This is a genomic window from Pseudomonas sp. MM211 (assembly GCF_020386635.1).
Classification (GTDB): Bacteria; Pseudomonadota; Gammaproteobacteria; order Pseudomonadales; family Pseudomonadaceae; genus Aquipseudomonas.
This window is the reverse complement of record NZ_CP081942.1, coordinates 3,238,564-3,261,323: the sequence shown is the minus strand read 5'-3', so window position 1 is coordinate 3,261,323 and position 22,760 is coordinate 3,238,564. Positions and strand designations below refer to the sequence as shown.

24 protein-coding genes are annotated in these 22,760 nt (G+C 60.2%); 3 read left to right on the top strand and 21 right to left on the bottom strand.

Translation table 11 applies throughout. The annotated features are described in order from the left end of the window. Positions 1-8: 8 nt before the first annotated feature. Positions 9-2,117, bottom strand: coding sequence for a flagellar biosynthesis protein FlhA (gene flhA / locus K5Q02_RS14935; RefSeq protein ID WP_225839696.1), 2,109 nt, complete (start codon positions 2,115-2,117; stop codon positions 9-11). A gap of 253 nt (positions 2,118-2,370) precedes the next feature. Here flhA and sodC point away from each other — a divergent pair, with 253 nt between their 5' ends. Then, a complete protein-coding gene (gene sodC / locus K5Q02_RS14930) occupies positions 2,371-2,892 on the top strand; it encodes a superoxide dismutase family protein (protein ID WP_225831795.1) in 522 nt (173 codons plus the stop codon). A 44-nt stretch (positions 2,893-2,936) separates the two neighbouring features. Here sodC and flhB read toward each other — a convergent pair whose 3' ends face one another. The 19 genes from flhB to K5Q02_RS14835 form a co-directional block, all read right to left on the bottom strand. Then, positions 2,937-4,073, bottom strand: a complete 1,137-nt coding sequence (flhB, locus tag K5Q02_RS14925) for a flagellar biosynthesis protein FlhB (RefSeq protein ID WP_225831793.1) — start codon at positions 4,071-4,073, stop codon at positions 2,937-2,939. Further along, positions 4,073-4,849: a flagellar biosynthetic protein FliR gene (gene fliR, locus K5Q02_RS14920; RefSeq protein WP_225831790.1), complete on the bottom strand. Its 777-nt coding sequence runs from the start codon at positions 4,847-4,849 to the stop codon at positions 4,073-4,075. The genes flhB and fliR overlap by 1 nt, the downstream gene beginning before the upstream one ends. Then, positions 4,849-5,118 (bottom strand): flagellar biosynthesis protein FliQ, encoded by a 270-nt coding sequence (gene fliQ, locus K5Q02_RS14915; protein ID WP_013791040.1) that lies wholly within the window; start codon positions 5,116-5,118, stop codon positions 4,849-4,851. Before fliQ ends, fliR begins: the two co-directional genes overlap by 1 nt. Positions 5,119-5,128: 10 nt before the next feature. Continuing rightward, the gene (fliP, locus tag K5Q02_RS14910; RefSeq protein ID WP_225831788.1) at positions 5,129-5,914 is read right to left on the bottom strand and encodes a flagellar type III secretion system pore protein FliP; all 786 of its coding nucleotides are present in this window, start codon (positions 5,912-5,914) and stop codon (positions 5,129-5,131) included. Beyond that, entirely contained in the window at positions 5,914-6,339 is a 426-nt protein-coding gene (gene fliO, locus K5Q02_RS14905) for a flagellar biosynthetic protein FliO (protein ID WP_225831785.1), read from the bottom strand. Before fliO ends, fliP begins: the two co-directional genes overlap by 1 nt. Positions 6,340-6,343: 4 nt before the next feature. Then, a complete protein-coding gene (gene fliN / locus K5Q02_RS14900) occupies positions 6,344-6,814 on the bottom strand; it encodes a flagellar motor switch protein FliN (protein ID WP_225831783.1) in 471 nt (156 codons plus the stop codon). A 63-nt stretch (positions 6,815-6,877) separates the two neighbouring features. Beyond that, on the bottom strand, positions 6,878-7,849 hold the full coding sequence (fliM, locus tag K5Q02_RS14895; RefSeq protein WP_225831781.1) for a flagellar motor switch protein FliM: 972 nt from the start codon (positions 7,847-7,849) through the stop codon (positions 6,878-6,880). Positions 7,850-7,864: 15 nt separating this feature from the next. Beyond that, complete coding sequence (gene fliL, locus K5Q02_RS14890) at positions 7,865-8,389, bottom strand: flagellar basal body-associated protein FliL (protein ID WP_225831779.1); 525 nt, start codon at positions 8,387-8,389, stop codon at positions 7,865-7,867. 255 nt (positions 8,390-8,644) lie between these two features. After that, positions 8,645-9,922, bottom strand: coding sequence for a flagellar hook-length control protein FliK (locus K5Q02_RS14885; RefSeq protein ID WP_225831776.1), 1,278 nt, complete (start codon positions 9,920-9,922; stop codon positions 8,645-8,647). A 72-nt stretch (positions 9,923-9,994) separates the two neighbouring features. Then, complete coding sequence (locus K5Q02_RS14880; RefSeq protein WP_225831774.1) at positions 9,995-10,351, bottom strand: Hpt domain-containing protein; 357 nt, start codon at positions 10,349-10,351, stop codon at positions 9,995-9,997. Positions 10,352-10,439: 88 nt separating this feature from the next. Next, positions 10,440-12,134, bottom strand: coding sequence for a fused response regulator/phosphatase (locus K5Q02_RS14875; RefSeq protein ID WP_225831772.1), 1,695 nt, complete (start codon positions 12,132-12,134; stop codon positions 10,440-10,442). A gap of 6 nt (positions 12,135-12,140) precedes the next feature. Then, a complete protein-coding gene (locus K5Q02_RS14870; RefSeq protein WP_070882915.1) occupies positions 12,141-12,446 on the bottom strand; it encodes an STAS domain-containing protein in 306 nt (101 codons plus the stop codon). Positions 12,447-12,654: 208 nt separating this feature from the next. Then, positions 12,655-13,107 carry a flagellar export protein FliJ gene (gene fliJ / locus K5Q02_RS14865; RefSeq protein WP_225831770.1) on the bottom strand — a complete coding sequence of 151 codons (453 nt, stop codon included), beginning with the start codon at positions 13,105-13,107 and terminating at the stop codon, positions 12,655-12,657. Positions 13,108-13,110: 3 nt separating this feature from the next. Next, the gene (gene fliI, locus K5Q02_RS14860; protein WP_225831769.1) at positions 13,111-14,469 is read right to left on the bottom strand and encodes a flagellar protein export ATPase FliI; all 1,359 of its coding nucleotides are present in this window, start codon (positions 14,467-14,469) and stop codon (positions 13,111-13,113) included. After that, positions 14,459-15,247, bottom strand: a complete 789-nt coding sequence (gene fliH / locus K5Q02_RS14855; protein ID WP_225831767.1) for a flagellar assembly protein FliH — start codon at positions 15,245-15,247, stop codon at positions 14,459-14,461. Before fliH ends, fliI begins: the two co-directional genes overlap by 11 nt. A 3-nt stretch (positions 15,248-15,250) precedes the next feature. Then, a complete protein-coding gene (gene fliG, locus K5Q02_RS14850; RefSeq protein WP_225831766.1) occupies positions 15,251-16,267 on the bottom strand; it encodes a flagellar motor switch protein FliG in 1,017 nt (338 codons plus the stop codon). Beyond that, entirely contained in the window at positions 16,260-18,065 is a 1,806-nt protein-coding gene (fliF, locus tag K5Q02_RS14845; protein WP_225831764.1) for a flagellar basal-body MS-ring/collar protein FliF, read from the bottom strand. Before fliF ends, fliG begins: the two co-directional genes overlap by 8 nt. 16 nt (positions 18,066-18,081) lie before the next feature. Continuing rightward, positions 18,082-18,411, bottom strand: coding sequence for a flagellar hook-basal body complex protein FliE (fliE, locus tag K5Q02_RS14840; protein WP_225831762.1), 330 nt, complete (start codon positions 18,409-18,411; stop codon positions 18,082-18,084). A gap of 289 nt (positions 18,412-18,700) precedes the next feature. Continuing rightward, entirely contained in the window at positions 18,701-19,027 is a 327-nt protein-coding gene (locus tag K5Q02_RS14835; RefSeq protein ID WP_225831761.1) for a ComEA family DNA-binding protein, read from the bottom strand. Between the two features lie 184 nt (positions 19,028-19,211). Between K5Q02_RS14835 and K5Q02_RS14830 the strand changes: the two genes are divergently transcribed. Further along, entirely contained in the window at positions 19,212-20,768 is a 1,557-nt protein-coding gene (locus K5Q02_RS14830) for a glycoside hydrolase family 17 protein (protein WP_225831759.1), read from the top strand. Positions 20,769-20,808: 40 nt separating this feature from the next. Here the strand turns inward: K5Q02_RS14830 and K5Q02_RS14825 are convergent, their stop codons facing one another. Beyond that, positions 20,809-21,183 carry a hypothetical protein gene (locus tag K5Q02_RS14825; RefSeq protein WP_225831757.1) on the bottom strand — a complete coding sequence of 125 codons (375 nt, stop codon included), beginning with the start codon at positions 21,181-21,183 and terminating at the stop codon, positions 20,809-20,811. A 276-nt stretch (positions 21,184-21,459) separates the two neighbouring features. Between K5Q02_RS14825 and K5Q02_RS14820 the strand changes: the two genes are divergently transcribed. Further along, the gene (locus K5Q02_RS14820; RefSeq protein ID WP_225831755.1) at positions 21,460-22,758 is read left to right on the top strand and encodes a serine/threonine protein kinase; all 1,299 of its coding nucleotides are present in this window, start codon (positions 21,460-21,462) and stop codon (positions 22,756-22,758) included. The last annotated feature ends 2 nt before the right edge of the window (positions 22,759-22,760 follow it).

Below are 22,760 nucleotides of genomic sequence, written 5' to 3'. Positions count from 1 at the left end.
ACCCTCGATTAGTTCTGCCCCACCGTCGCAACGATGGTGACCTGCTTGTTGTCCGGAATTTCCTGGTACGCCAGAACATGCATGCTCGGGACGGCCAACCGGGCGAAACGCGAGAGCATTCCCCGAACCGGCCCGGCCGCCAGCAGAATCACCGGCTTGCCAAGCATCTCCTGACGCTGCGCTGCTTCCACCAGGGAACGTTGCAGCTTCTCGGCCATGCCAGGCTCCAGGAGGATGCCATCCTCGGAGCCTTGACCGGCCTTCTGAAGACTATTTAGCAATATCTGTTCCAACCTTGGCTCAAGGGTGATCACAGGCAGCTCCGGCTCTAGTCCCACGATGTTTTGCACGATTGCGCGAGCCAACGAGACGCGCACTGCGGCAACCATGGCGGCGGGATCTTGACTCCGTGGCGCGACGTTGGCGATGGCTTCGGCAATGGTACGGATGTCGCGAACCGGCACCTGCTCCTGCAACAGTGCCTGCAGTACCTTGAGCAGAGTCGACAGCGAGATCAGGCCAGGAACCAGCTCTTCTGCCAGTTTTGGCGAGCTTTTCGCCAACAATTGCATCAATTGCTGGACTTCTTCATGGCCCAGCAGCTCATGGGCATGCTTGTGCAGAATCTGATTGAGGTGGGTAGCGACCACGGTACTGGCGTCCACCACGGTGTAACCGAGGGACTGTGCCTGGTCACGCTGACCGGGATCGATCCAGACTGCCTCCAGGCCGAACGCCGGATCTTTGGCGGCGACGCCATTGAGGGTGCCGAACACCTGACCCGGGTTGATCGCCAGCTCGCGATCCGGATACACCTCGGCCTCGGCGACGCTGACACCCATCAGGGTCAGGCGATAGGCATTGGGTTGCAGATCCAAGTTGTCGCGAATGTGCACGGACGGCATTAGGAAGCCCATCTCCTGTGAGAGCTTCTTGCGCACGCCCTTGATCCGTGCCAGCAGTTGCCCGCCCTGGTTGCGGTCGACCAGCGGAATCAGCCGGTAGCCGACTTCCAGGCCGACCATGTCCACCGGCATCACGTCATCCCAGCCGAGCTCCTTGACCTCCTGAGCACGCTGGGCGGGCAGCAGCTCCTGCTGACGTTGAACCTCCTGGATCTCGACTTCCTTGACCTTGCGCTGTTTGTTGGCGATCCAGTAAGCGGCGCCAGCAGCGACCAAGCCCAAGCTGATGAAGGAGGTGTGCGGCATACCGGGCACCAGGCCCATGGCGATCATGATGGCAGCGGCAACAGCCAGCGCGCGGGGCGAGGCGAACATCTGACGATTGACCTGGGCGCCCATGTCTTCGGAGCTGGATACCCGGGTCACCATGATCGCAGCGGCGGTCGACAGCAGCAGCGACGGAATCTGTGCCACCAGACCGTCACCGATGGTCAGCAAGGTGTAGATGCGGCCGGCGTCGCCGAAGCTCAGGCCGTGCTGCAGCATACCGATGGCCATGCCACCGATCAGGTTGATGAACAGAATCAGCAGGCCGGCGACGGCGTCACCGCGAACGAATTTACTGGCACCGTCCATGGAGCCGTAGAAGTCGGCTTCCTGAGCGACTTCGGTACGGCGCTTCTTGGCTTCGACCTGGTCGATGAGGCCGGCGTTGAGGTCGGCGTCAATGGCCATCTGTTTGCCGGGCATGGCGTCCAGGGTGAAACGAGCGCTCACTTCGGAGATACGCCCGGCACCCTTGGTGACCACCACGAAGTTGATGATCATGAGGATCGCGAACACCACGATACCGACCACGTAGTTGCCGCCGATCACCACCTCACCGAAGGCCTGAATCACCTTACCGGCAGCGTCGTGGCCATCCTGACCGTGCAGCAATACCACCCGCGTGGAGGCGACGTTGAGGGCCAGGCGCAGCAAGGTCGCGGCCAGCAGAATGGTCGGGAACACCGCGAAGTCCAGCGGCCGCAGCGCGTAGATCGCCACCAGCAGGACGACGATCGACAAGGCGATACTGAAGGTGAACAGCACGTCGAGCAGGAACGGCGGGATCGGCAGCATGACCATGGCGAGCATGACCAGCAGCAACAGCGGGATGCCGAGATTGCCGTTGCGCAACCCGGAAAGGTTGCTGCGAACGTCGCCAATCATTTGTGCGCGATCTACTGCCACGTGGTTACCCCAGCTGATTCAATCTTTTGACGCCTGAGCGTCTTTGCTGCGGATGTTTGCAAGAACCTTTCCAACTCTCCGAAAAGCCCGTAATCACTGACTTGCAAAGCTTCTTGAACGGGTATGAGCCGCTACGGAGCAGGACGAAAACACGAACCACGCCGGGAAACTCCAGTCCCAACCTGTGGGTGATGCTTTTGCCCACGGATTTTCCATCCTCGAGGAGTCATGTATGAAACGCTGGATGATGGCCGCACTGGCCAGTTGCTGCGCCGCTAGCCTGCAAGCCGCCGACCTCACGGTCGACCTGAACGCCGTGGACGCCAAAGGCGTCAACAGCCCGGTAGGCAAGGTGGTGATCAGCCAAAGCCCTTACGGCGTGGTTTTCACCCCAGATCTGCACGACCTGGAGCCAGGCGTGCACGGCTTCCATGTGCACAGCAAGCCCAGCTGCGATGCGGCACCGAAGGACGGCCAGCCCTCGGCAGCTGAAGCCGCTGGTGGCCACTGGGATCCGCAGAACACCGGCAAACACGGTTTGCCATGGGGTGATGGCCACCTCGGCGATCTCCCCGCCCTGCTGGTTACCGCAGACGGCAAAGCCAGCCAGCCGGTACTGGCGCCGCGCATCAAGAGCGTGGATGAGCTGAAGAATCTGGCCCTGATGGTTCATGCAGGGGGTGATAACCATGCTGACCACCCGAAACCATTGGGCGGCGGTGGTGCCCGCGTGGCCTGTGGCGTCATCAAGTAATACCGCAGGCGCACATCGCGGGCCGCAACTCGTGATGTGCGCGGCTACTCGTCGCGCCGTAGATCCGGCGGGATGGGCAGATCCTTGAGCTCAACAGGGCGTTTGCCCTTGCCTGCCTGGTACTGGCGTATCTGGTAAACGTAAGCCAGCACCTGGGCAACCGCCAGATAGAGCCCCGCGGGAATTTCCTGATCGAGATCGGTGGTGTGATAGATCGAACGCGCCAGCGCTGGGGACTCGAGCAGCATCACTTTGTGCTCCTGAGCGATCTCGCGGATCTTCAACGCGGTGAAATCGCTGCCCTTGGCCAGCAGCATGGGCGCTTGGCCCTTCTCTGGGTCGTATTTCAAGGCCACGGCGAAGTGGGTCGGGTTGGTGATCACCACATCGGCCTGGGGCACGGCCTGCATCATGCGGCGCTGGGTCATCTCATGCTGCAACTGACGAATACGCTGCTTGACCTCAGGCTTGCCCTCGCTGTCCTTGTATTCGTCCCTGACTTCCTGCTTGGTCATCTTCAGCTTCTGGTTATTGTCCCAGAGCTGGAAAGGCACATCGACAGCCGCGATCAGGATCAACCCCAGTGACATCCACAGCGCACTCCAGCCCACCACTTCGGCGGAATGCATGATGGCCGACTCGATCGGCTCATTGGCTATCGCCAGGAGGTCATCGCGATCCATCGACAGCACCACCAGCGCCACCACCAGAATCAGAATGAACTTGGCCAACGCCTTGAGCAGCTCGATCAGCGCCTTCATCGAGAACATGCGTTTGAGCCCAGCCAGCGGGTTCATGCGGCTGAACTTGGGCGCCATGGCCTTGGCCGAGAACAGCCAGCCGCCGAGGGCGATGGGCCCGACGATGGAGGCAATCAGCAGGACGATGAACAGCGGCATCAGCGCTTCGAGGGCTACCTTGCCGGAAGCGGCCAGCAACAGCGCCATGTTGCGCTCGTCGAACAGCATCTCGCGGGTCAGCTCGAAATTGCCGCGCATGATATTCAGCAGCGCATTGCCAATGGCGCCGCCAGTGGCCAGCAAGCCACCGGTACCCGCCAGCATGACGGCAAAGGTGTTCAGCTCGCGCGAGCGCGCGATTTGCCCTTTCTCGCGAGATTCCCGACGGCGTTTCTCCGTGGGTTCCTCGCTTTTATCGGCACCACTTTCCGACTCGGCCATCAGCCTGCCCTCGCCAGCTCACGCAACATGATCAGCGCCTCGGACGCCAGCCCCTGATAGTGCGAAAGGATATCGGCCAGGGAAATCCACACGATCACCATGCCCAGCACCAGGGTCAGCGGAAAGCCGATGGAAAAGATGTTCAGCTGCGGCGCCGCCCGGGTCATTACGCCAAAGGCGATATTGACCACCAGCAGCGCGGTAACCGCTGGCAACACCAGAATCAGCGCCGCACCCATCACCCAGCCGAGCTTGGTTGCCACCTCCCAATAATGCTCGACCTGCAGCCCGGAGCCCGGCGGCAGCGTTACGAAACTCTCGGCGAGCACCTCGAACACCACCAGATGGCCATTCATTGCCAGGAACAGCAGGGTCACCAGCATGGTGAAGTACTGACCGATCACCGGCACCGAAATACCGTTTGCGGGGTCGACCATGGACGCGAAACCCAGCCCCATCTGCATCGCCAGGATCTGCCCGGCGACCACAAAAACATGGAAGAACAGTTGCAGCACGAAGCCGAGCATCACGCCGATGAGAATTTCCTGGGCGATGAGCATGAAGGCTTGCAGGCTTATGGATTCCACCTGCGGCATGGGTGGCAAGGTAGGCACCAGAACCACGCTGATGGCCAGCGACAGGTACAGCCGCACACGCGTTGGCACCAGTTGCGTACCGAAAATCGGCATCACCATCAGCAACGCTGCGATGCGAAATAGCGGCAGCACGAAACTGCTGACCCAGCTACCTATCTGCGCATCGCTCAGCTCGAACATCAGCCGATCAGCTGCGGGATGTTCATGATCAGGTTCTGGGTGTACTCCATCAGTTGCTGAACCATCCACGGCCCGGCAACGATCAGAGTCAGCAGCATCACCAACAGACGCGGCAGGAAGCTCAGCGTTTGTTCGTTGATCTGCGTGGCAGCCTGGAACATCGCCACCAGAAGGCCCACCAGCAGGCTGGGCATAACCAGCAAGCCGACCATCAGGGAGATCAGCCAGAGCCCTTCACGGAACAGGTCGACAGCAACTTCAGGGGTCATGTGAGCCTCGCTATAAAGTGCCGAAACTGCTGGCCAGAGTGCCCATGATCAACGCCCAGCCATCGATCAACACGAACAGCATGATCTTGAACGGCAGCGAAATGATCAGTGGTGACAACATCATCATACCCATGGCCATGAGGATGCTCGCCACCACCATATCGATGATCAGGAACGGGATGAAGATCATGAAACCGATCTGAAACGCGGTCTTCAACTCGGAGGTCACGAACGCCGGCACCAGGATGGTCAGCGGCGCCTGTTCCGGGGTAGCGATGTCGGTGCGCTTGGACAGGCGCACGAACAGCTCCAGATCGCTCTCACGGGTCTGCGCCAGCATGAAGTTCTTGATCGGCACTTCCGCCCGCTCGATCGCCTGTTGCGCCGGCAGCTGTTCGCTCAGGTAAGGCTGCAGCGCCTCGCGGTTTATCTGGTCGAACACCGGCGCCATGATGAACATCGTCAGAAACAACGCCAGGCCAATGAGAATCTGGTTGGACGGCGTCTGCTGCAGGCCCATGGCCTGACGCAAGATGGAAAATACGATGATGATCCGCGTGAAGCTGGTCATCAGCATGACGAACGCCGGAATAAAGCTCAGCGCAGTCATGATCAGCAAAATCTGCAGACTGACCGAATATTCCTGCTGCCCCTCGGCATCGGTGCTCAGGGTGATCGCTGGAATCGACAGCGGGTTGTTGCCCTGCTGGATCAGCGAGATGCCGCCAGGCGGTTCCTGAGCGAAAGCCAGCGAAGCGCCTAGGGTGAACACCAGCACAAGCAGAAGACGCAGCATCAGGACTTGTCCTTCTGATCCTTGCCCAGCAGCTCCATCAGGCGCTGAGCGAACTCCGTCGAAGCAGGCTCAGCATCAGGCAAATGCACCGGCTCGTTCATCACGTGCAACTGATTGATTCGCCCCGGGGTGAGACCGAGCAATATCTGCTCGTTACCCACTTGCACCAATACCAGCCGATCACGCGGGCTCAAGGCCTGGGTAGCAACGATCTTGATTACCTTGCCACCATTGGGGCCCAGGCGCTGCACACGGCGCATCATCCAGGCGAGCAGAAAGATCAGGCCAACGACCAACAACAGGCCGATGACCAACTGCACCAATTGGCCACCGATACCGCTGGCGGCCGCAGGCGCCTGGGCCACAGGCTCAGCAGCCAACGCGGAAAGCGGCAACACCAGTAGAGCAGACAGGATTTTGTTCATGATTTCAGCGCAGCTTCTTGATGCGTTCACTGGGGCTGATCACGTCGGTCAGGCGAATGCCAAACTTCTCATTGACCACCACCACTTCGCCATGGGCGATCAGGGTACCGTTGACCAGCACATCGAGCGGCTCGCCAGCCAGACGATCGAGTTCGATCACCGAGCCCTGGTTGAGCTGTAGCAGGTTGCGAATGGTGATGTCGGCATTGCCTACTTCCATGGAAATGGAGACAGGAATGTCGAGAATCACATCGAGATTCGGGCCTTCCAGGCTAACTGGATTGTTGGCCTTGGGCATGCTGCCGAACTCTTCCATGGGCGCCCGCGGCGCAGCCGGCTGGCTTGATGCGCTGGCGGCCAGCATGGCATCGATATCGTCCTGCCCATCAGCATCGCCGGACTCAGACAGGGCGGCAGCCCACTCATCGGCCAGTGCCTGCTCCTCGGGCGTGGTGTTTTCGTTCTCGTCTGCCATCGTTCAACCTCGGCTGGCGTTTATCGGTCGGGCCACACGCTCGGGCGCATGGCGAAATTGTGGCTAGCGATGACGCTCGATCGGATCGAGCACCTGTAGAGACAGGTTGCCCTTGTGCGAGCCAAGCTTGACCTTGAAGGACGGCACGCCATTGGCACGCAGAATCATGTGTTCCGGCAGCTCGACGGGAATCACGTCGCCCGGCTGCATGTGCAGAATGTCGCGTACCTTCAGTTGGCGCCGCGCGACAGTGGCGCTGAGCGGTACGCTGACCTCCAGAATGTCTTCACGCAGGGCCTTGACCCAGCGCTCGTCCTGGTCATCGACATCGGACTGGAAGCCGGCATCGAGCATCTCGCGAATCGGCTCGATCATCGAGTAAGGCATGGTGATGTGCAGGTCGCCGCCACCACCATCGAGCTCGATGTGGAAGGTCGATACCACGATGACTTCGCTGGGACTGACGATGTTGGCCAGCGCCGGATTGACCTCCGAGCCGACGTATTCGAAGTTGATGTCCATCACCGCGGCCCAGGCTTCACGCAAATCAATGAATGCCTGATCGAGCACCATGCGTACTACACGTAATTCGGTAGGGGTGAACTCGCGGCCTTCGATCTTCGCGTGGCGGCCATCACCACCAAAGAAGTTGTCGACCAGTTTGAATACCAGCTTGGCGTCGAGAATGAACAGACCAGTGCCACGCAGCGGCTTCATCTTCACCAGATTGAGACTGGTCGGCACGTACAGCGAGTGAACGTACTCGCCGAATTTCATCACCTGCACACCGCCCACGGCCACATCAGCGGAGCGACGTAGCAAGTTGAACATGCTGATGCGGGTATAGCGCGCAAAACGCTCGTTGATCATTTCCAGGGTCGGCATGCGCCCGCGCACGATCCGATCCTGACTGGTCAGGTCGTATCCCTTGACGCTACCCGGCTCGACGAATTCCTCGGTTTCCACCAAGCCGTCGTCGACACCGTGCAACAGCGCGTCGATCTCGTCCTGGGACAGCAGGTCTTGCACAGCCATTATCGGACTCCCGCCTTATTGCAACACGAGGTTGGTGAACAGTACCTGCTCGACGGTCACCTTACCCGTCTCCTTCTCAGCCAGTTGCTGCACACTGGCCGTGGCCTGCTGACGCAGCATCTCCTTGCCCACCGGGGTGACCAGCGTGGCGAAATCCTGGCTAGAGAACAGCATCACCAGGTTGTTGCGCAGTACCGGCATGTGCACCTTCAATGCATCCAAGCCGGCCTGGTCGCGAGTCATCAAGGCAATGCTGACCTGCATGTAGCGGGCCCGACCGTTCTGGGTAAAGTTGACCACGAACGCCGGCGCCAGCTCTTCATAAATGGCCGGCTGCTTGACCGGAGCAGCATTCTGCGCTGACTCATGGGCTGTTTCTTCCTTGGCCGCGCTCTTGCTGAGAAAGAACCAGGTGCCGCCAACCGAAAGCCCTACGGCGATCAGCAGCGCCAGAACGATAACGATGATGAGCTTCAGCTTGCCAGGCGGTTTGCTTACAGCCTCAGCGTCAGCAGCGGGTGGGGCGTTCTTCTTAGCCATGCCAAAAATCCGTCACGAAGCAGAGAACCTTCCGCTTTCAAAGGGTTGAGAGCAAGTGTTATGCCAGCTCATGAGCTAGGGTGCAATTGCTGCGCGCGCCATGTTACGCGAAAGCGCAGTATCTGACCTGAGCATTGGCCCAGAAACAAAATCACCCTGACCGATTGATTCGGACAGGGTGAAGTCTAGAGCAGAGTCTGGCGATCAGGCTAAGCGGTGGCTAGTCAATCATCGACTGGCTCACTGACAGCAACCTCATGCGTAGTAGTCGACCATACCGCGGCCAGCGCCCTGGACGGGATCACGTAGCTCGACACTGCCGATCACCCGTTCTTCTTCACCCGCCCCGACGGAACCGTCATCTGCGAGCCGGCCGCCGCGGTCACGACTATCACCGTCCTGCCCCTGGCCTTGCCATCCACGGCCCTGGGACTGGTCGGAAACGTTCACATCGGCGAGATTCATGCCTTGCTGGGTGAACATTTCACGCAGGCGGTGCACCTGGCTTTCCAACGCCTCGCGCACGCCCAGGTGGGCACTGGCAAAGCTGATCTGGGTCTGATCCTGGTTCACGCTAATGCGCACTTCCAGGCGACCAAGCTCCGCCGGGTCAAGCTGGATTTCGGCGGACTTGAGGTTCTGGCTGGACATCCACATCACTTTGTCCACCACGCCCTCGCTCCAACCGCCTTGATGCATGGCTAGCGCTTGCCCAGGCACCACGGGAACCCGCGCCACTTGTGAAGCCTGCTGGCCGATAGCCTGGCTCAGTGCACTGAGCTTGCTGACGAATTGTTCAGGCGCGGTGTCAGCCGAACTCTCCTTCAGCGCCTCCAGGCCTTCAGTGCTGAGCTCGAACAGCGGAAGCTTCGCAGTCTCACCGCTGCCCTCACCGTCAACAGTCGTAGATTTCATGCCCATGGCCGCCATGGCGCTGGCAAATGCCTGACCACTGCTGGCCGACGCGGAAGTCGACGCACTGCCATTGCTCGCCGCGGCTTGTTCAGCCACCTTTTCCTGGGCGCCGACATCGAGCGCCAGACGCACCGCAGGCAGTTGATTGAGCGCATCGATCTCAGGATCGAAGCTGGCTTCGGTCATGGCGGCCGGTGCGGAGCCAATCAAACTGGCCGAGGCAGCAGCCTGCGCCTGCAGCGCAGGATCAACGACCTCCACCACGACCGGCTGCGGCTCGAACAGGCCGAGCATCAACAGCGGATCAACCACTGCATCCTCACTTGCCGGATCGGCAGGCAAATCCTTGCCGCTTTCGGCAACGGCTGGCGTCTGGTCGGAGGTCGGCGCCGGACTACTGGCGGTTTCCTGGGGCTCGCTTTTGCTGTCGCGTGCGTTTTTGGCGGCATTGTCCTGGCGCTCGGCCGCCTTGGCCTGACGCTCTTTGGCATACACCTGCGAGAAGCTGGAAGCCTCTTGCTTGCGCGGTTCGGCCGTATTCTGCGCAGCGTTCGCAGCAGGGGCCTTGGGTTTGGCCACCGCAGTGGGCGTCAGCAGCAGATCAGGGGCAACGGGCATGAATGCTCTCCGCTTGAATTATGTCGTGAACACAGACAAAGCAAAGGGCGGGCCAATATGCAGGTAAACAGATTAATCCGTGGAAAAACGCTGGCGCTCAGATTTGAGCAGGATACGAACGATGGCGAACTCGCGCTCAACGCGGCCGATCAACGCGGCCGAATCAGTCAGGTCACCACGGCGGGCCAGCTCCTCAAGCTCGCAGCAGGTATCAGCCAGCATCTTGGCGCCCATGTTGCTGCAACTGCCCTTGAAGCTGTGTGCAGCATGGCGCATGGTTTGCACATCCTGCTCCTGCTCGGCCACCCGTAACAGCCGCAGACGCTCTTCGGAGTCGGCAATGAAGGTATCCAGCAACACGGGATACTCGCCCTCCATGATGTCCTGCAAGGTAACCAGCACGGCGCGGTCTAGATGATTGTCGGACACCCTTTACTCCAGGCATGCCGTGAACGGCAGCTCGCCAGTGCTGATAACACGCCTTAACCCGGCAGGCCGAGCAAAACGAAGGGACGAATTATGCCTCTGCGGGCCAGGAGAATTCCACACTGACCCGACGCCCATCGGGCGACCAGCTGCAATACTCACTAAGATCACGAACCAGGTTTATGCCGCGCCCACTGAGTCCATCAGCAGGGCGATGGCGTGCCAATACGGCCTGGGAGTCGAAGCCTGCGCCGCTGTCTTCCACCGTCAGCGTCAAGCGACCGCCACCCTCCTCGCGGCAAACGTCGACAGCGATGCTGACGCAGCCATCAGCCAGTGCATCGAGACGTTCGCCACGCTGCCGGTAATACTCGGAGAATCCCGCCGCATCGCACTTGAGGGCCGAATCCAGCCCCAATACACCGTGCTCGAGCGCATTGGTATACAGCTCGCACAGCACGCTATAGAGATTACCGCCATGGCCACGCAAGCCTGGCACTTCGAGCAACAGCTGCAGCAGGTAAGGCAAGGGATAGAAATCACGCAAGGTGGGGCCGCGAAAGTCGAAGCGTGCCGACCACTGCTCAGGCCCTGCGCGCCACTCAGTGGACGCCAGCGGCGGTCGATTCACCGCGCTATCCTCGACCATGGTCACCTCGACCAGGCTGACGTCGTCACGCGCCTCGCCATGAAAGCGCTGCAGCGCACGCTGAATGTCGTCGAACAACGCAGACGGTGGATGGCCGTTATCAAGTACGTCGAGCAGCCGTTGCTCGCCAAACAGCTCTTCATGTTCGTTGTGGGCTTCGAGCACCCCATCGGAAAGCAGGAATACGCGATCACCCAGTTCCAGCGGATAGGCCTCGTAGTCATCGCGAAAACTGTCCGGCTCCAGCACCCCAAGCGGCAGATGGCGTGACACCAGCGGGACTCGCTCACCGCCCTTGCGCAGCACGTAGCCGTCCGGCAGACCACCGCCCCAGAATTCGACTACTTGGCGGCGGAAGCTGATATTCAGCACCGTGGCACAGCAAAACACGCCGCGTGGCAGGATGCGCCGCAGCTTGGCATTGCTCTCGTGAAGAATTTCGGCCAGCGAATGCCCCTTACCCGTCATCCGGTAGAAGACATCGGCCAATGGCATCGCCCCGATCGCCGCGGGCAAACCATGACCGGTGAAGTCGCCGAGCAGTACATGCATGTCACCGCTAGGGTGAAATGCGGCCAACAACAGGTCGCCATTGAACAGTGCGTAGGGCGATTGCATATAACGGATATTGCCCGCCCCCAGGCAACCGGAATGGGCCACCTTGTCGAACACCGCCTTGGCTACCTGCTGTTCGTTGAGCAAGTGCTCATTGTGCCGGGCGATCAGGTCGCGTTGCTGCAGTACCTCCTGATGCAAGCGTCGCAAGCGATCCATGGCGTTGATCTTGGCTTCGAGAATCACCCGGCTGTAGGGCTTGGCAAGAAAATCGTCGCCACCGGCCTCCAGGCAACGAACCAGTGCTTCTTCTTCGCTCAGGGAAGTCAGAAAGATGATCGGCACCATGGCATCGCCAGCCAGCGCCTTGATCCGCCGCGCCGCCTCGAAACCATCCATCACCGGCATCAGTGCATCCATCAATACCAGTTGCGGACGCTGCGACTCGAACAGCGCGACCGCCTCCAGGCCATCGCTGGCGGCCAGCACTCGGTGCCCCTGGCGACCGACGATGGTCGACAGCAGCATGCGGTCAGTGGCGCTGTCCTCGGCAATAAGGATGGTAAGACGCGAGGCGTTCATAACGCGTCAGACGATCTGGAACAGCTGTTCGAAGTTCGAAATGGACAATATCTTGCGCACGTCGGCATTGCAGTTAAGCAGGCGAATCTGCGCGCGGTCACCGCCTGCATGGTCACGCAGCAGCAGCAACATGCCGAGCGCCGAGCTATCGAGGTAGGTCGTCCCCTTGAGGTCTACCGAATAGCGCTTAGGACGGATATCGACGCGCTCGTAAGCACGACGAAACTCCTGATGGGCGCCAAAATCGAAGCGACCCTGAATCGTGATGGTCAACTCTTGCCCATCTTCCGAAGGCAGCGAGGTGATGGGCATGCAACACTCCTTGAGATCCGAGAAACCCGTCAGACCGCCGTATGCGAACCAACTTACCCGAGCCTGCCCTAATCAGCAGGCAATACCATGCTGACCAAAGCCGTGACGCGGTGTCTCACCTATTTTCCTATCCCTGCCCAAGCCGCTCTCCGGCGACCTGAATTCCGGCCTATGAAGATTTAGCATTAGCCTGCGTCAGCGGCAACCATCATTCTTGAAAATCACGTCGAGGTATACGCTGAGAAAGCTCATCCAGTAGTTTCTGCTCACGTTTATCCTCGGCCAGACGCGCCTCGTCCAGGTAGCGCTGCACCAGCTTTCGCAGCCCCTCGAGCCGGGCGTAGCGCTGCTGCCAGATCTCGCGCATCTTGTCCAGGTTATTGCGGTGCCAGCTCACGGCCTGCTGCTGTTGAGCAATTGCCACATCGAGCTGGGAAAGGAAACGCTGATAATTCATCAGCCACTGGCCGGATACACCGCGCTGCCCTTCGCTGATCCACTGCTGTTGATAGCCTTGCAGATAGTTTTCAAGATCGCCCAGCTTGCCTTGAGCCTGGCCCAGCAAGCCTTGGGCACGCCCTAGCTGCAAAGCGGCCTCACGCTCGGCTTTTTCGGCCATTTCGACGACGGGCGCCAACCGCGCAGCGCGACTTGTTGCCACGCGTTAAGGCGCCGCAGTGGGGTTCAGAACAGCAGCCAGCAGGTCACGGCTGCTTTCCAGGCTTTCGCTTTCTCCCAGGCTTTGGCGCAAGTAGCGCACCATTACCGGTTGGCGGGCGATAGCCAAGTCAGTATCGGCATCACCACCTGGCACATAGGCGCCAACACTGATCAGATCGCGGCTCTGTTGATAACGTGACCACAGCTGCTTGAAGCGCTGAGCGTTGCGCATATGCTCGGCGCTGACCACCTGGGGCATGACCCGGCTGATGGAGGCTTCGATGTCGATTGCCGGGTAATGCCCCTCTTCGGCCAAACGTCGGGACAGCACGAAGTGACCGTCAAGCACCCCACGGGCGGCGTCAGCGATGGGATCCTGCTGGTCATCGCCTTCCGACAGCACGGTGTAGAATGCGGTGATCGATCCCCCACCCTCCTCTGCGTTGCCGGCACGCTCGACCAGACGCGGCAATTTGGCGAATACCGAGGGTGGATAACCTTTGGTCGCCGGCGGCTCACCAATGGCCAAGGCGATTTCACGCTGGGCCTGGGCGAAACGGGTCAGGGAGTCCATGAGGAGCAGAACATTCTTGCCCTTGTCACGAAAATACTCGGCGATCCGCGTGCAATACATGGCGGCGCGCAGGCGCATCAATGGCGCATCGTCAGCAGGCGATGCCACAACGACCGAGCGCTTGATACCCTCGCTACCGAGAATCTCGTCGATGAACTCCTTCACCTCACGGCCCCGCTCGCCGATCAAGCCAACCACGATGATGTCGGCCTCAGTAAAACGGGTCATCATGCCCAGCAGCACCGACTTACCAACGCCAGTGCCGGCAAACAGTCCGAGACGCTGGCCACGGCCGACGGTGAGCAAGCCATTGATGCTGCGGATGCCGACATCCAACGGTTCGCTGATCGGGTGGCGCTTTAGCGGGTTGATGGTCGGGCCGTCCATGGGCACCCAGTCTTCGGCTTTCATCCCGCCCTTGCCGTCCAGAGCACGGCCAGCACCATCGAGCACACGGCCGAGCATGGACATGCCCATGGGCAGACGCCCGGTATCCGGCAGCGGCACCACGCGCGCGCCAGGCGCAATGCCAGCCAAACTGCCGACCGGCATCAGGTAGATCTTGCCAGCAGAAAAGCCCATCACCTCGGCTTCCACCTGCACAGGGTGATAACTGTCGTCATTGATCACCAGGCAGCGGCTGCCCAAAGCAGCTCGCAAGCCTTCGGCTTCGAGGGTCAGGCCGACCATACGCAGCAGGCGGCCTTCGACTATGGGCTGAGATGGCAGCTTCACGGCGTCGCTATAACCCTCCATGCGACGGGCAAAGCTAATGCGCTCAAGGCGCATTGGCGTCATCCAGGTCAATATGCATGTCGGCAGAACGTGGTGTCGTCGCATGCTCGCGCTGCTGCTCGAACAGTTGCTTGAGCGCTTGGCTCAGCCGCGTTTCGACACTGGCGTCGATGCGACTGTGCTCGGTTTCTACCCGGCAGCCGCCGGGTAGAAGAGAATCATCTTCGAGAATCCGCCAGTTTTCTTCATGGCGATCACGCAGCGACTTGACCTGCTCGAAGTCCTGCGGATTGAGGTGAATACGGATATTTTCTGCGCCCATGGGCAGCAGCTTGAGCGCCTCACGCAGCACCTGGCGAATCTGGCTGGAGTCTCGGCCCAGTTCGCGCTGAATCACCTCACGAGTGATTTGCCCGACCAAACTCACCATTGCCACTTCGAGTTGCTGATCCTGCTCAGCGATCGGCTCGAATAACTGGCTCATGACCTGCTCGAGCGCATTGACTCTGCTCGCTAACGCGACGTCGGCTTCCTGCTTGGCTTTGAGCTGGCCTGCGCGAAAGCCGTCTTTTTCGCCTGTTGCGAAACCTTCGTTGTAGGCGTCCTGGCGAATGGCCTCAAGCTCGTCGAGCGTCAAGGGTTTGACATCCTCCAGAGCAACCTCTTCGCTCTCCTGTGGCTCAGGCGGTTGCGCCTCGGCAGCCGACACGTCAGAAGCAGGTGCCTGCTCCGGCACCTCAACATGCTCGTCGAAACTGGGCAGCGACCAACGATTGACGCTGCCCAGATCCTTGGCGCGAATCAGTTCACTGACGGGTTCCTTGCCGGCCATGGGTTAAACCATCTCCTCGCCACCTTTGCCACCCAGGACGATTTCGCCAGCATCAGCCATACGCCGAGCGATGGTGAGGATTTCCTTCTGGGCCGTTTCGACATCGCTGACACGCACCGGCCCTTTCGCCTCGAGGTCATCACGCAACAATTCGGCGGCACGCTTGGACATGTTCTTGAACACTTTCTCCTTGATCGCCTCGTCCGCGCCCTTGAGCGCCAGCACCAGCACATCGGAAGAAACTTCTCGCAGCAGCGCCTGGATGCCGCGGTCATCGACATCGGCCAGGTTGTCGAAGACGAACATCAGGTCTTCGATCTGCGACGACAGGTCTTCGTCGACCTCTCGGATCGAATCCATAAGCTGCCCTTCGACCGAGCTATCGAGGTAGTTCATGATATCCGCAGCACGCTTCACGCCGCCCATGGTCGCACGGGTGGTATTAGTGCTGCCGGAGAACTGCTTCTCGAGGATAAGGTTGAGCTCCTTGAGCGCAGCGGGCTGCACGGTGTTCAGCGACGACACGCGCAGCACGATGTCGAGACGAACCTTGTGATCGAAATGCCCCAACACCTCGCCAGCCTGATCCGGATCCAGGTAAGCCACCACGATGGCCTGAATCTGCGGGTGCTCATAGCGGATCACATCGGCCACGGCGCGCGGCTCCATCCACTTCAAACTGTCCAGGCCGCTGGTGCTACCGCCCAGCAAGATCCGGTCGATCAGGTTACCGGCCTTGTCCTCACCGAGCGCCTGGGTGAGCATTTTGCGTATATATCCGTCAGCGCCCACGCCCAAGCTGGTTTGGTCGCCGACGGTTTCGACGAACTCGCCCATCACCTGTTCGACCTGCTCACGGTGAATGTTGCGCATGCCGGCCATGGCCACACCCACGCGCTGCACTTCCTTGGGGCCCAGATGACGGAGCACTTGGGCCGCATCGGTTTCACCCAGCGAGAGCAGAAGAATCGCGGCCTTCTCGACTTTGCTCATCTTGGCGGTGGTACGGTTTTCATTCATCAGCATTGATCCAATCTTTGACCACCTGGGCTACACGACCCGGGTCTTCGGCGACCAGGCTTTTGATCGCGTTTAGTTGCGCATCATACCCCTCGCTCGGGCTGGGCAGGAGAATGCTTTGCGGGCCACCGAGGCTCACCCGGTCGGACGACAATTGACCGTCCAGGCCACCCATCTCGCCGAGATCGACGTCGCCATCGCGACCACCACCAGCCATGGCCAGCTCTTTGCCCTTGCCGCCACCGGTAATGTTGTTGAGCACAGGGCGCAACACGAACCACACCAGCAGGAAGATCAGCAGCGCCGGGAATAGCGACTTGAGACCGCCCATGGCCATCAGGAACAGTTCGCTCTGGTACCACGGCATCTCGATCACTTCGCTGACCTCACTGCTAAAAGCAGTGTTGATCACGCTGACGCTATCACCGCGGCTGGCATCGAAGCCTACCGAGTCCTGCACCAGACGGGTAAACCGAGCCAGGTCATCACTGGTCCACGGCACCCGAGTGGCTTCCCCGGTGGCCGGGTCGACACGCATCTGATCATCCACCACGACAGCGACGGAAAGCCGGCGCAAGCGACCTTGTTGCTGCTTGGTATAACTGACCGAACGATCGAGTTCGAAGTTACGGGTCGACTGATCACGTTTGTCGGCCGGGTATGGTGCAAGCATCGGCTGGCCAGTGGCCGGATCCATGATCTGCTGGCCATTGGCATCGACCAGAGGCTGGCCGGGGGCAATCGGGCCACCAGGCGCGGCGGCACCGCCAGCCTGCTGCGGCGCAGCGGCAGGGCCTGGCGGCTGATTGCTCAGGGCGCCGGGAACGCCTTGCGGACCGCTGCCGCTGCTGCGTTGTTCATTGACTTGCTGCTCGCTGCGCAGCGCGGGCTGATCCGGATTGAAGGTTTCCGAGGTCGACTCGACGGCGCTGAAATCCACGTCGGCAGAGACTTCGGCCTTGTAGCGACCCATGCCGAGCACAGGCTGCAGAATGTTGTGCACGCGCTGGGTGAACAGGCTCTCCATGCGGCGGCTGTAATCGAACTGCTTGCCGGCCATGCTCAGTTCGGACATTTCCTGCTGATCGGACAGCAGGTTGCCCTTCTGATCGACGACGGTGACCTGGCCCTTGTCCATTTCCGGGACGCTGCTGGCGACCAGATTGACGATCGCCATCACCTGGCTTGGCTCCAGATTACGGCCCGAATACAGCTCGACCAGTACCGACGCGCTTGGCTTGCGCTCGTCACGAACGAATACCGAGCTCTTCGGGATTGCCAGGTGCACGCGAGCTGCCTTGACGTTGTTGAGGCTGGAAACGGTGCGTGCCAGCTCGCCTTCCAGGCCGCGACGGTAGCGGGTGGCTTCCATGAACTGGCTGGTACCCAGGCCCTGCTCCTTGTCGAGAATCTCGAAACCGATACTGGTATCGGTGGGCGCCACGCCAGCGGAAGCCAGGCGAATGCGCGCACGGGCCAGGTCTTCTGACTTGACCAGCAGTGCGCCGGAGTTCGGCTCGATGGTGTAATCGATATTGGCCGTAGTCAGGGTTTCCATCACCCCGCGGGCGTCCATACCGTCGAGGCTGCCGTACAACGGCTTGTACTCCGGCTGCTGTGACCACAGAACCACGGCGAAACCAATCGCCACACTGGCGGCCAGGCCAACCAGCAAGCCAGCCTGACGCAGCAACGGCATATCGGAAAGGTTTTCCAGGAACGTCAGTCCCAGCAACGGCTTTTTCGGCTCGCTGCCAGCAGTGGTGGCGGGTACGGTGGTGGCAAGTGCGTCGGCCATGATCGGGATCTACCTCTTAAACCGGCATTTGCATGATGTCTTGATAAGCCTGAACCAGCTTGTTGCGCACCTGGGTCATAGCCTGAAAGGAAACGCTGGCCTTCTGCGAGGCGATCATCACGTCGGTCAAGTCAACGCCGCTCTGGCCCATTTCGAAGGCCGTGGACAGCTGGCTGGAGGCCTGCTGGGTTTCGCTGACTTTATTCACCGCCTGCCCGAGCATGTCCGAGAAGCTCGGTGCACCGGCTTCCTGGGCTTCGGCGACTGCCGGTTTGCGGGCCATGGCCTCAGCCTGCATGGAGCGCATTTCCAGCATTAGACGGTTGAACGCGACGCCCTGACTCATAACCCTTCCTCTCACTGACCGCGGTTTTTTGACGCCGCGTGTGCTTTGCAAGGGTATTTGCAACAAGGGTGCCAACTGCAAAGAGCATCAGTTACTGACGCAATACCGGTGCACTGACGGCAAAAGCAGGAAGCGAGCCAACACCCTGAAAGGGTCTACACAGCATTGTTAGGAGGATGAGGCGCGGCATGCTGCCAGAAAACCGCCCCTATCGAGGATTACCGCTGGCCATAAAAATGCCGCTCGATCTAAACAATCGAGCGGCTCGGGTACAGCGTGCCAGTCAGCGTTATTGGCTGACAGTCAATTTTCCACGATTACGTTCAAGCAGCGACTCGCCGATCCCCTTGACCTCAAGCAGCTCGTCAACCGATGCAAACTCACCGTGAGTCTCGCGGTAACTGACGATGGCTTGTGCCTTGACCGAACCGACACCACTGAGCTCGCGCTGCAGTGTTTCAGCATCGGCAGTATTGAGATTGATGGGGTTGAGTTCGGCCAATTGCTGAGCGACGGGCTCGGCGGCCGGCGTTTTGGCACTTTCATTGGCACTGACCAGCAGTGAGGTACTGGCCAGAGCAGCGAACAGCAGGGCTTGCAACGTAGATTTTTGCATGATTCAACATCCTTATAGAGTCGACTCCAGTTGAGCGACGCGGGTATTCCTAACGCCGCACAATCAAAACTAGCCAGCTTGCATCGGTTGTCAAATCTTGGCGTTGTTATCTCACTTTGCGCCGCTATCTAAAGCCCCTGCTCGCCGCTAAGATGCGCGTCTCTCTTACCATGCGTGTTCGATCATGCCCGCCACCGCCCGCTTTCCTTTGCTCCCTTATATCTGTGCCGGCATCATCGGCTTTCTCGCGCTTGGCAGCCTCTGGCAAACCATTGGCAAGCCGGTCGTCCTGGCCGACGCTGCGACGCCCACGCACAAGCTGCAATGTGCTTCCTACACACCGTTTGGCAAGGATCAGTCGCCCTTCGATCTGCCTCTGCAGATTCATCCGGAGCAGATGGACACCGATCTTGGATTGCTTGCCGAACGCTTCCAATGCATCCGCACCTATTCGGTCACCGGCCTCGAGTCGCTACCGGATCTGGCGCGCAAGCACGGCCTGAAGCTGATAACCGGCGCCTGGGTGAGCCGCAACCCGCATGACACGGCCATCGAAATTCAGGGCCTGATCAAGCTGGCCAAGGAAAACCCGGACGTCGTCGAAGCGGTGATCGTCGGCAACGAAGCGCTGCTGCGTAAGGAAGTCACGGGCGGGCAACTGGTCGAGCTGATCAATCAGGTCAAAGCCGAAATCACCCAGCCAGTGACTTACGCCGATGTCTGGGAGTTCTGGCTCAAGCACCCCGAAGTGGCCCCGGCCGTGGACTTCATCACCATTCACCTGCTGCCCTACTGGGAAGATGACCCAGCCGGCATCGATGCAGCACTGCATGAAGTGACCGAAGTGCGCGAATTGTTCGGTAAACAGTTCGCGCCCAAAGACATCATGATCGGCGAAACCGGCTGGCCAAGCGAAGGCCGCCAGCGTGAAACCGCAGTACCCAGCCGCGTCAACCAGGCCACTTTCATCCGTGGCTTCGTCGCACTGGCCGAACAGCACGGCTGGCGCTACAACCTGATTGAAGCATTCGATCAGCCGTGGAAACGCGTCAGCGAAGGCGCTGTGGGCGGTTTCTGGGGTTTGTATGACGCCGACCGCCAGGACAAATCGATCCTCGCCGGGCCAGTTTCCAACCTGCCGCACTGGCCGTTCTGGCTGGCCATCAGTGGCGGCGTTCTGGCCTTTGGATTACTGGTTGGCGGTCGCCCCAGTTCGACCCGCAACGCCGTATTGCTGCCGCTGGTAGCCGCACTGGGTGCCGCGTGCATCGGTCTGTGGGCAGAGTTGTCCTGGGTCACCAGTCGCTATGTCGGCGAATGGCTGTGGGCCGCAGCCCTGCTCACTCTCAATCTGCTGGTTCTGGCCCACGCAACACTGTCGCTGTCCACTGCTCAGAGCTGGCGTGCTCAGGCATTCAGCTGGTTGGAGCGCCGTGCAGGCTGGTGGCTGGCGGCGGCCGGCTTCGCCGGTGCGGTGATGATGCTGGCGATGGTCACCGACGCCCGCTATCGCAGCTTCCCCAGTGCAGCGCTGTTGCTGCCGGCGCTGGTTTACCTACTACGCCCGGTTGCGGCGCCGCGTCGGGAGATTGCCCTGTTGGGGCTGCTGATTGCCGCAGGCATCGTGCCGCAGCTGTATGAAGAGACGCTGGATAACCTGCAGGCCATTGGCTGGGCGATTACCAGCGCGCTGCTGGCAGCCGCGCTGTGGCGCAGCCTGAAACGCTCGAAGGGACGCTAGGAGCAACTGGCGCAGCGTTCGAGCGCTGCGCCAGGCACTATCAGCCCGCTGCCGAAGTGGGCGCGCGTACCAAGCGCAACAGCGCCAGTACCACCGCGAACACCGCCAGGCTGGCGGTGTAGAGCGCCAGAGCCGGTAAACCAAGCAGCAGCCCTGGTACAGCCAGGCGCCAACCCCAGGCACCTGGCAACACAAAGGCCAGCACGGCACAGCCAAGGGCAGCCCAGGCGATTATTTTCAAATGAATCATCCAACCCAGGGTGGCGCGAACCTGGCAGGCCAGATTCTCTGGGTCGTCGACACAACGACCTACCCACTGATCACCCTCCATAAGCAGGTAGCGCAAGCCATAACTGGCGATCACGCAGAGAACGGCAATGATCACCAGCACAACGACAGACAGACGACGGGGCATGCGGCACTCCAGAGCGCATCGAAATGGCGCTCAGCATAATCTTCCGCATGGTGGATGCAAGTCACAAATGGTGGTAAGTCCAAAGGCGCTGAAAACCGCGCAGCCTCGACCTTTGCTCGTAAATCCGGTATCTACTTCATTGGCGTGCAGCAGGACGATAATTTCCCATGGCACTTTGACACATGGGCAGTTGTCCTAGTCATCGCGGCTGATGCCGAAAGCACGGGCAGCCCCGCCCACCTCTGAAAAGAATGTTCTCTTCCAAAGGGATCTTGTATGTCTTTCATACCCCGCCTTGCTGCCCTGCTTAGCGGCCTGCTGCTCAGTGCCCCGCTCTGGGCTGCCGACATCGACGCGCAGACTTACGGCTATCCGCTTACCAATCCGTTCGAGGCGACTATCGCCACCACGCCGCCGGAGCTGCGGCCTGAGTTACCGGACGATGCCGATATCAACCAGAAGGACTATCAGGTTCGCCTGCGCCCGGAACGCGAATTCCAGCTGCCGGACAACTTCTGGGCGGTGACCAAGATGCGTTACCGGCTGGCCGAGCAGAAAGGCCCGGCGCCGCTGATCTTCATCATCGCCGGCACCGGTGCGCATTACTCGAGCAGCACGCCTGAATACCTGAAGAAACTGTTCTATGGTGCGGGCTATCACGTCGTGCAGCTGTCGTCGCCGACCAGCTACGACTTCATGACCTCAGCATCGCGCTTCGCCACGCCGGGTATCAGCCGTGACGATGCCGAAGACCTGTATCGCGCCATGCAGGCGGTGCGTGCTCAGCATCCGCGCCTGGAAGTCACCGACTTCTACCTCACCGGTTACAGCCTCGGCGCCCTGCACGCCGCATTCGTCAGCCAGTTGGACGAGACACGCCGCAGCTTCAACTTCAAGCGCGTGCTGATGCTCAACCCACCGGTCAACCTGTACACCTCGATCACCAACCTGGATCGCCTGGTTCAGACCGAGGTCAAGGGCATCAGCAACCGCACCACCTTCTATGAACTGGTGCTGGGCAAACTGACCCGTTACTTCCAGGACAAGGGTTACGTCGATATCAACGACGCGCTGCTGTATGACTTCCAGCAGTCCAAGGAGCACCTGACCGACGAACAGATGGCGATGCTGATCGGCACTTCGTTCCGTTTCTCGGCTGCCGATATCGCGTTCACATCTGATCTGATCAACCGTCGCGGCCTGATCACTCCAGTGGATTATCCGATTGGCGAGGGCACCAGCCTGACGCCGTTCTTCCGCCGCGCTCTGCAGTGCGATTTCGACTGCTACATGGCCGAACAGCTGATCCCCATGTGGCGCGCCCGCTATGACGGCGGCAGCATGACCCAGCTGATCAATGAGGTGAGCCTGTACGGTATCGAGGATTACCTGAAGAACAGCCCGAAAATCGCGGTGATGCATAACGCTGACGATGTGATTCTTGGTCCAGGCGACCTCGGTTTTCTGCGCCGCACCCTGGGTGATCGCCTGACCGTGTACCCGCTGGGCGGCCACTGCGGCAACCTCAATTACCGCGTCAACAGCAAAGACATGTTGGAGTTCTTCCGTGGCTAAGT

Coding starts and splice junctions, on each gene's coding strand:
- K5Q02_RS14870 (WP_070882915.1), bottom strand. CDS start 12,446: ATGCCCATCACCTCGCTGCCTTCGGAAGATGGGCAAGAGTTGACCATC.
- flhB (WP_225831793.1), bottom strand. CDS start 4,073: ATGGCCGAGTCGGAAAGTGGTGCCGATAAAAGCGAGGAACCCACGGAG.
- K5Q02_RS14830 (WP_225831759.1), top strand. CDS start 19,212: ATGCCCGCCACCGCCCGCTTTCCTTTGCTCCCTTATATCTGTGCCGGC.
- fliH (WP_225831767.1), bottom strand. CDS start 15,247: ATGGCCGGCAAGGAACCCGTCAGTGAACTGATTCGCGCCAAGGATCTG.
- fliE (WP_225831762.1), bottom strand. CDS start 18,411: ATGAGTCAGGGCGTCGCGTTCAACCGTCTAATGCTGGAAATGCGCTCC.
- fliO (WP_225831785.1), bottom strand. CDS start 6,339: ATGAACAAAATCCTGTCTGCTCTACTGGTGTTGCCGCTTTCCGCGTTG.
- fliP (WP_225831788.1), bottom strand. CDS start 5,914: ATGCTGCGTCTTCTGCTTGTGCTGGTGTTCACCCTAGGCGCTTCGCTG.
- fliG (WP_225831766.1), bottom strand. CDS start 16,267: ATGAATGAAAACCGTACCACCGCCAAGATGAGCAAAGTCGAGAAGGCC.
- fliM (WP_225831781.1), bottom strand. CDS start 7,849: ATGGCTGTGCAAGACCTGCTGTCCCAGGACGAGATCGACGCGCTGTTG.
- K5Q02_RS14820 (WP_225831755.1), top strand. CDS start 21,460: ATGTCTTTCATACCCCGCCTTGCTGCCCTGCTTAGCGGCCTGCTGCTC.
- fliI (WP_225831769.1), bottom strand. CDS start 14,469: ATGCGCCTTGAGCGCATTAGCTTTGCCCGTCGCATGGAGGGTTATAGC.
- K5Q02_RS14885 (WP_225831776.1), bottom strand. CDS start 9,922: ATGCCCGTTGCCCCTGATCTGCTGCTGACGCCCACTGCGGTGGCCAAA.
- fliN (WP_225831783.1), bottom strand. CDS start 6,814: ATGGCAGACGAGAACGAAAACACCACGCCCGAGGAGCAGGCACTGGCC.
- K5Q02_RS14825 (WP_225831757.1), bottom strand. CDS start 21,183: ATGCCCCGTCGTCTGTCTGTCGTTGTGCTGGTGATCATTGCCGTTCTC.
- fliQ (WP_013791040.1), bottom strand. CDS start 5,118: ATGACCCCTGAAGTTGCTGTCGACCTGTTCCGTGAAGGGCTCTGGCTG.
- fliL (WP_225831779.1), bottom strand. CDS start 8,389: ATGGCTAAGAAGAACGCCCCACCCGCTGCTGACGCTGAGGCTGTAAGC.
- fliF (WP_225831764.1), bottom strand. CDS start 18,065: ATGGCCGACGCACTTGCCACCACCGTACCCGCCACCACTGCTGGCAGC.
- flhA (WP_225839696.1), bottom strand. CDS start 2,117: ATGATTGGCGACGTTCGCAGCAACCTTTCCGGGTTGCGCAACGGCAAT.
- K5Q02_RS14875 (WP_225831772.1), bottom strand. CDS start 12,134: ATGAACGCCTCGCGTCTTACCATCCTTATTGCCGAGGACAGCGCCACT.
- sodC (WP_225831795.1), top strand. CDS start 2,371: ATGAAACGCTGGATGATGGCCGCACTGGCCAGTTGCTGCGCCGCTAGC.
- K5Q02_RS14835 (WP_225831761.1), bottom strand. CDS start 19,027: ATGCAAAAATCTACGTTGCAAGCCCTGCTGTTCGCTGCTCTGGCCAGT.
- fliR (WP_225831790.1), bottom strand. CDS start 4,849: ATGTTCGAGCTGAGCGATGCGCAGATAGGTAGCTGGGTCAGCAGTTTC.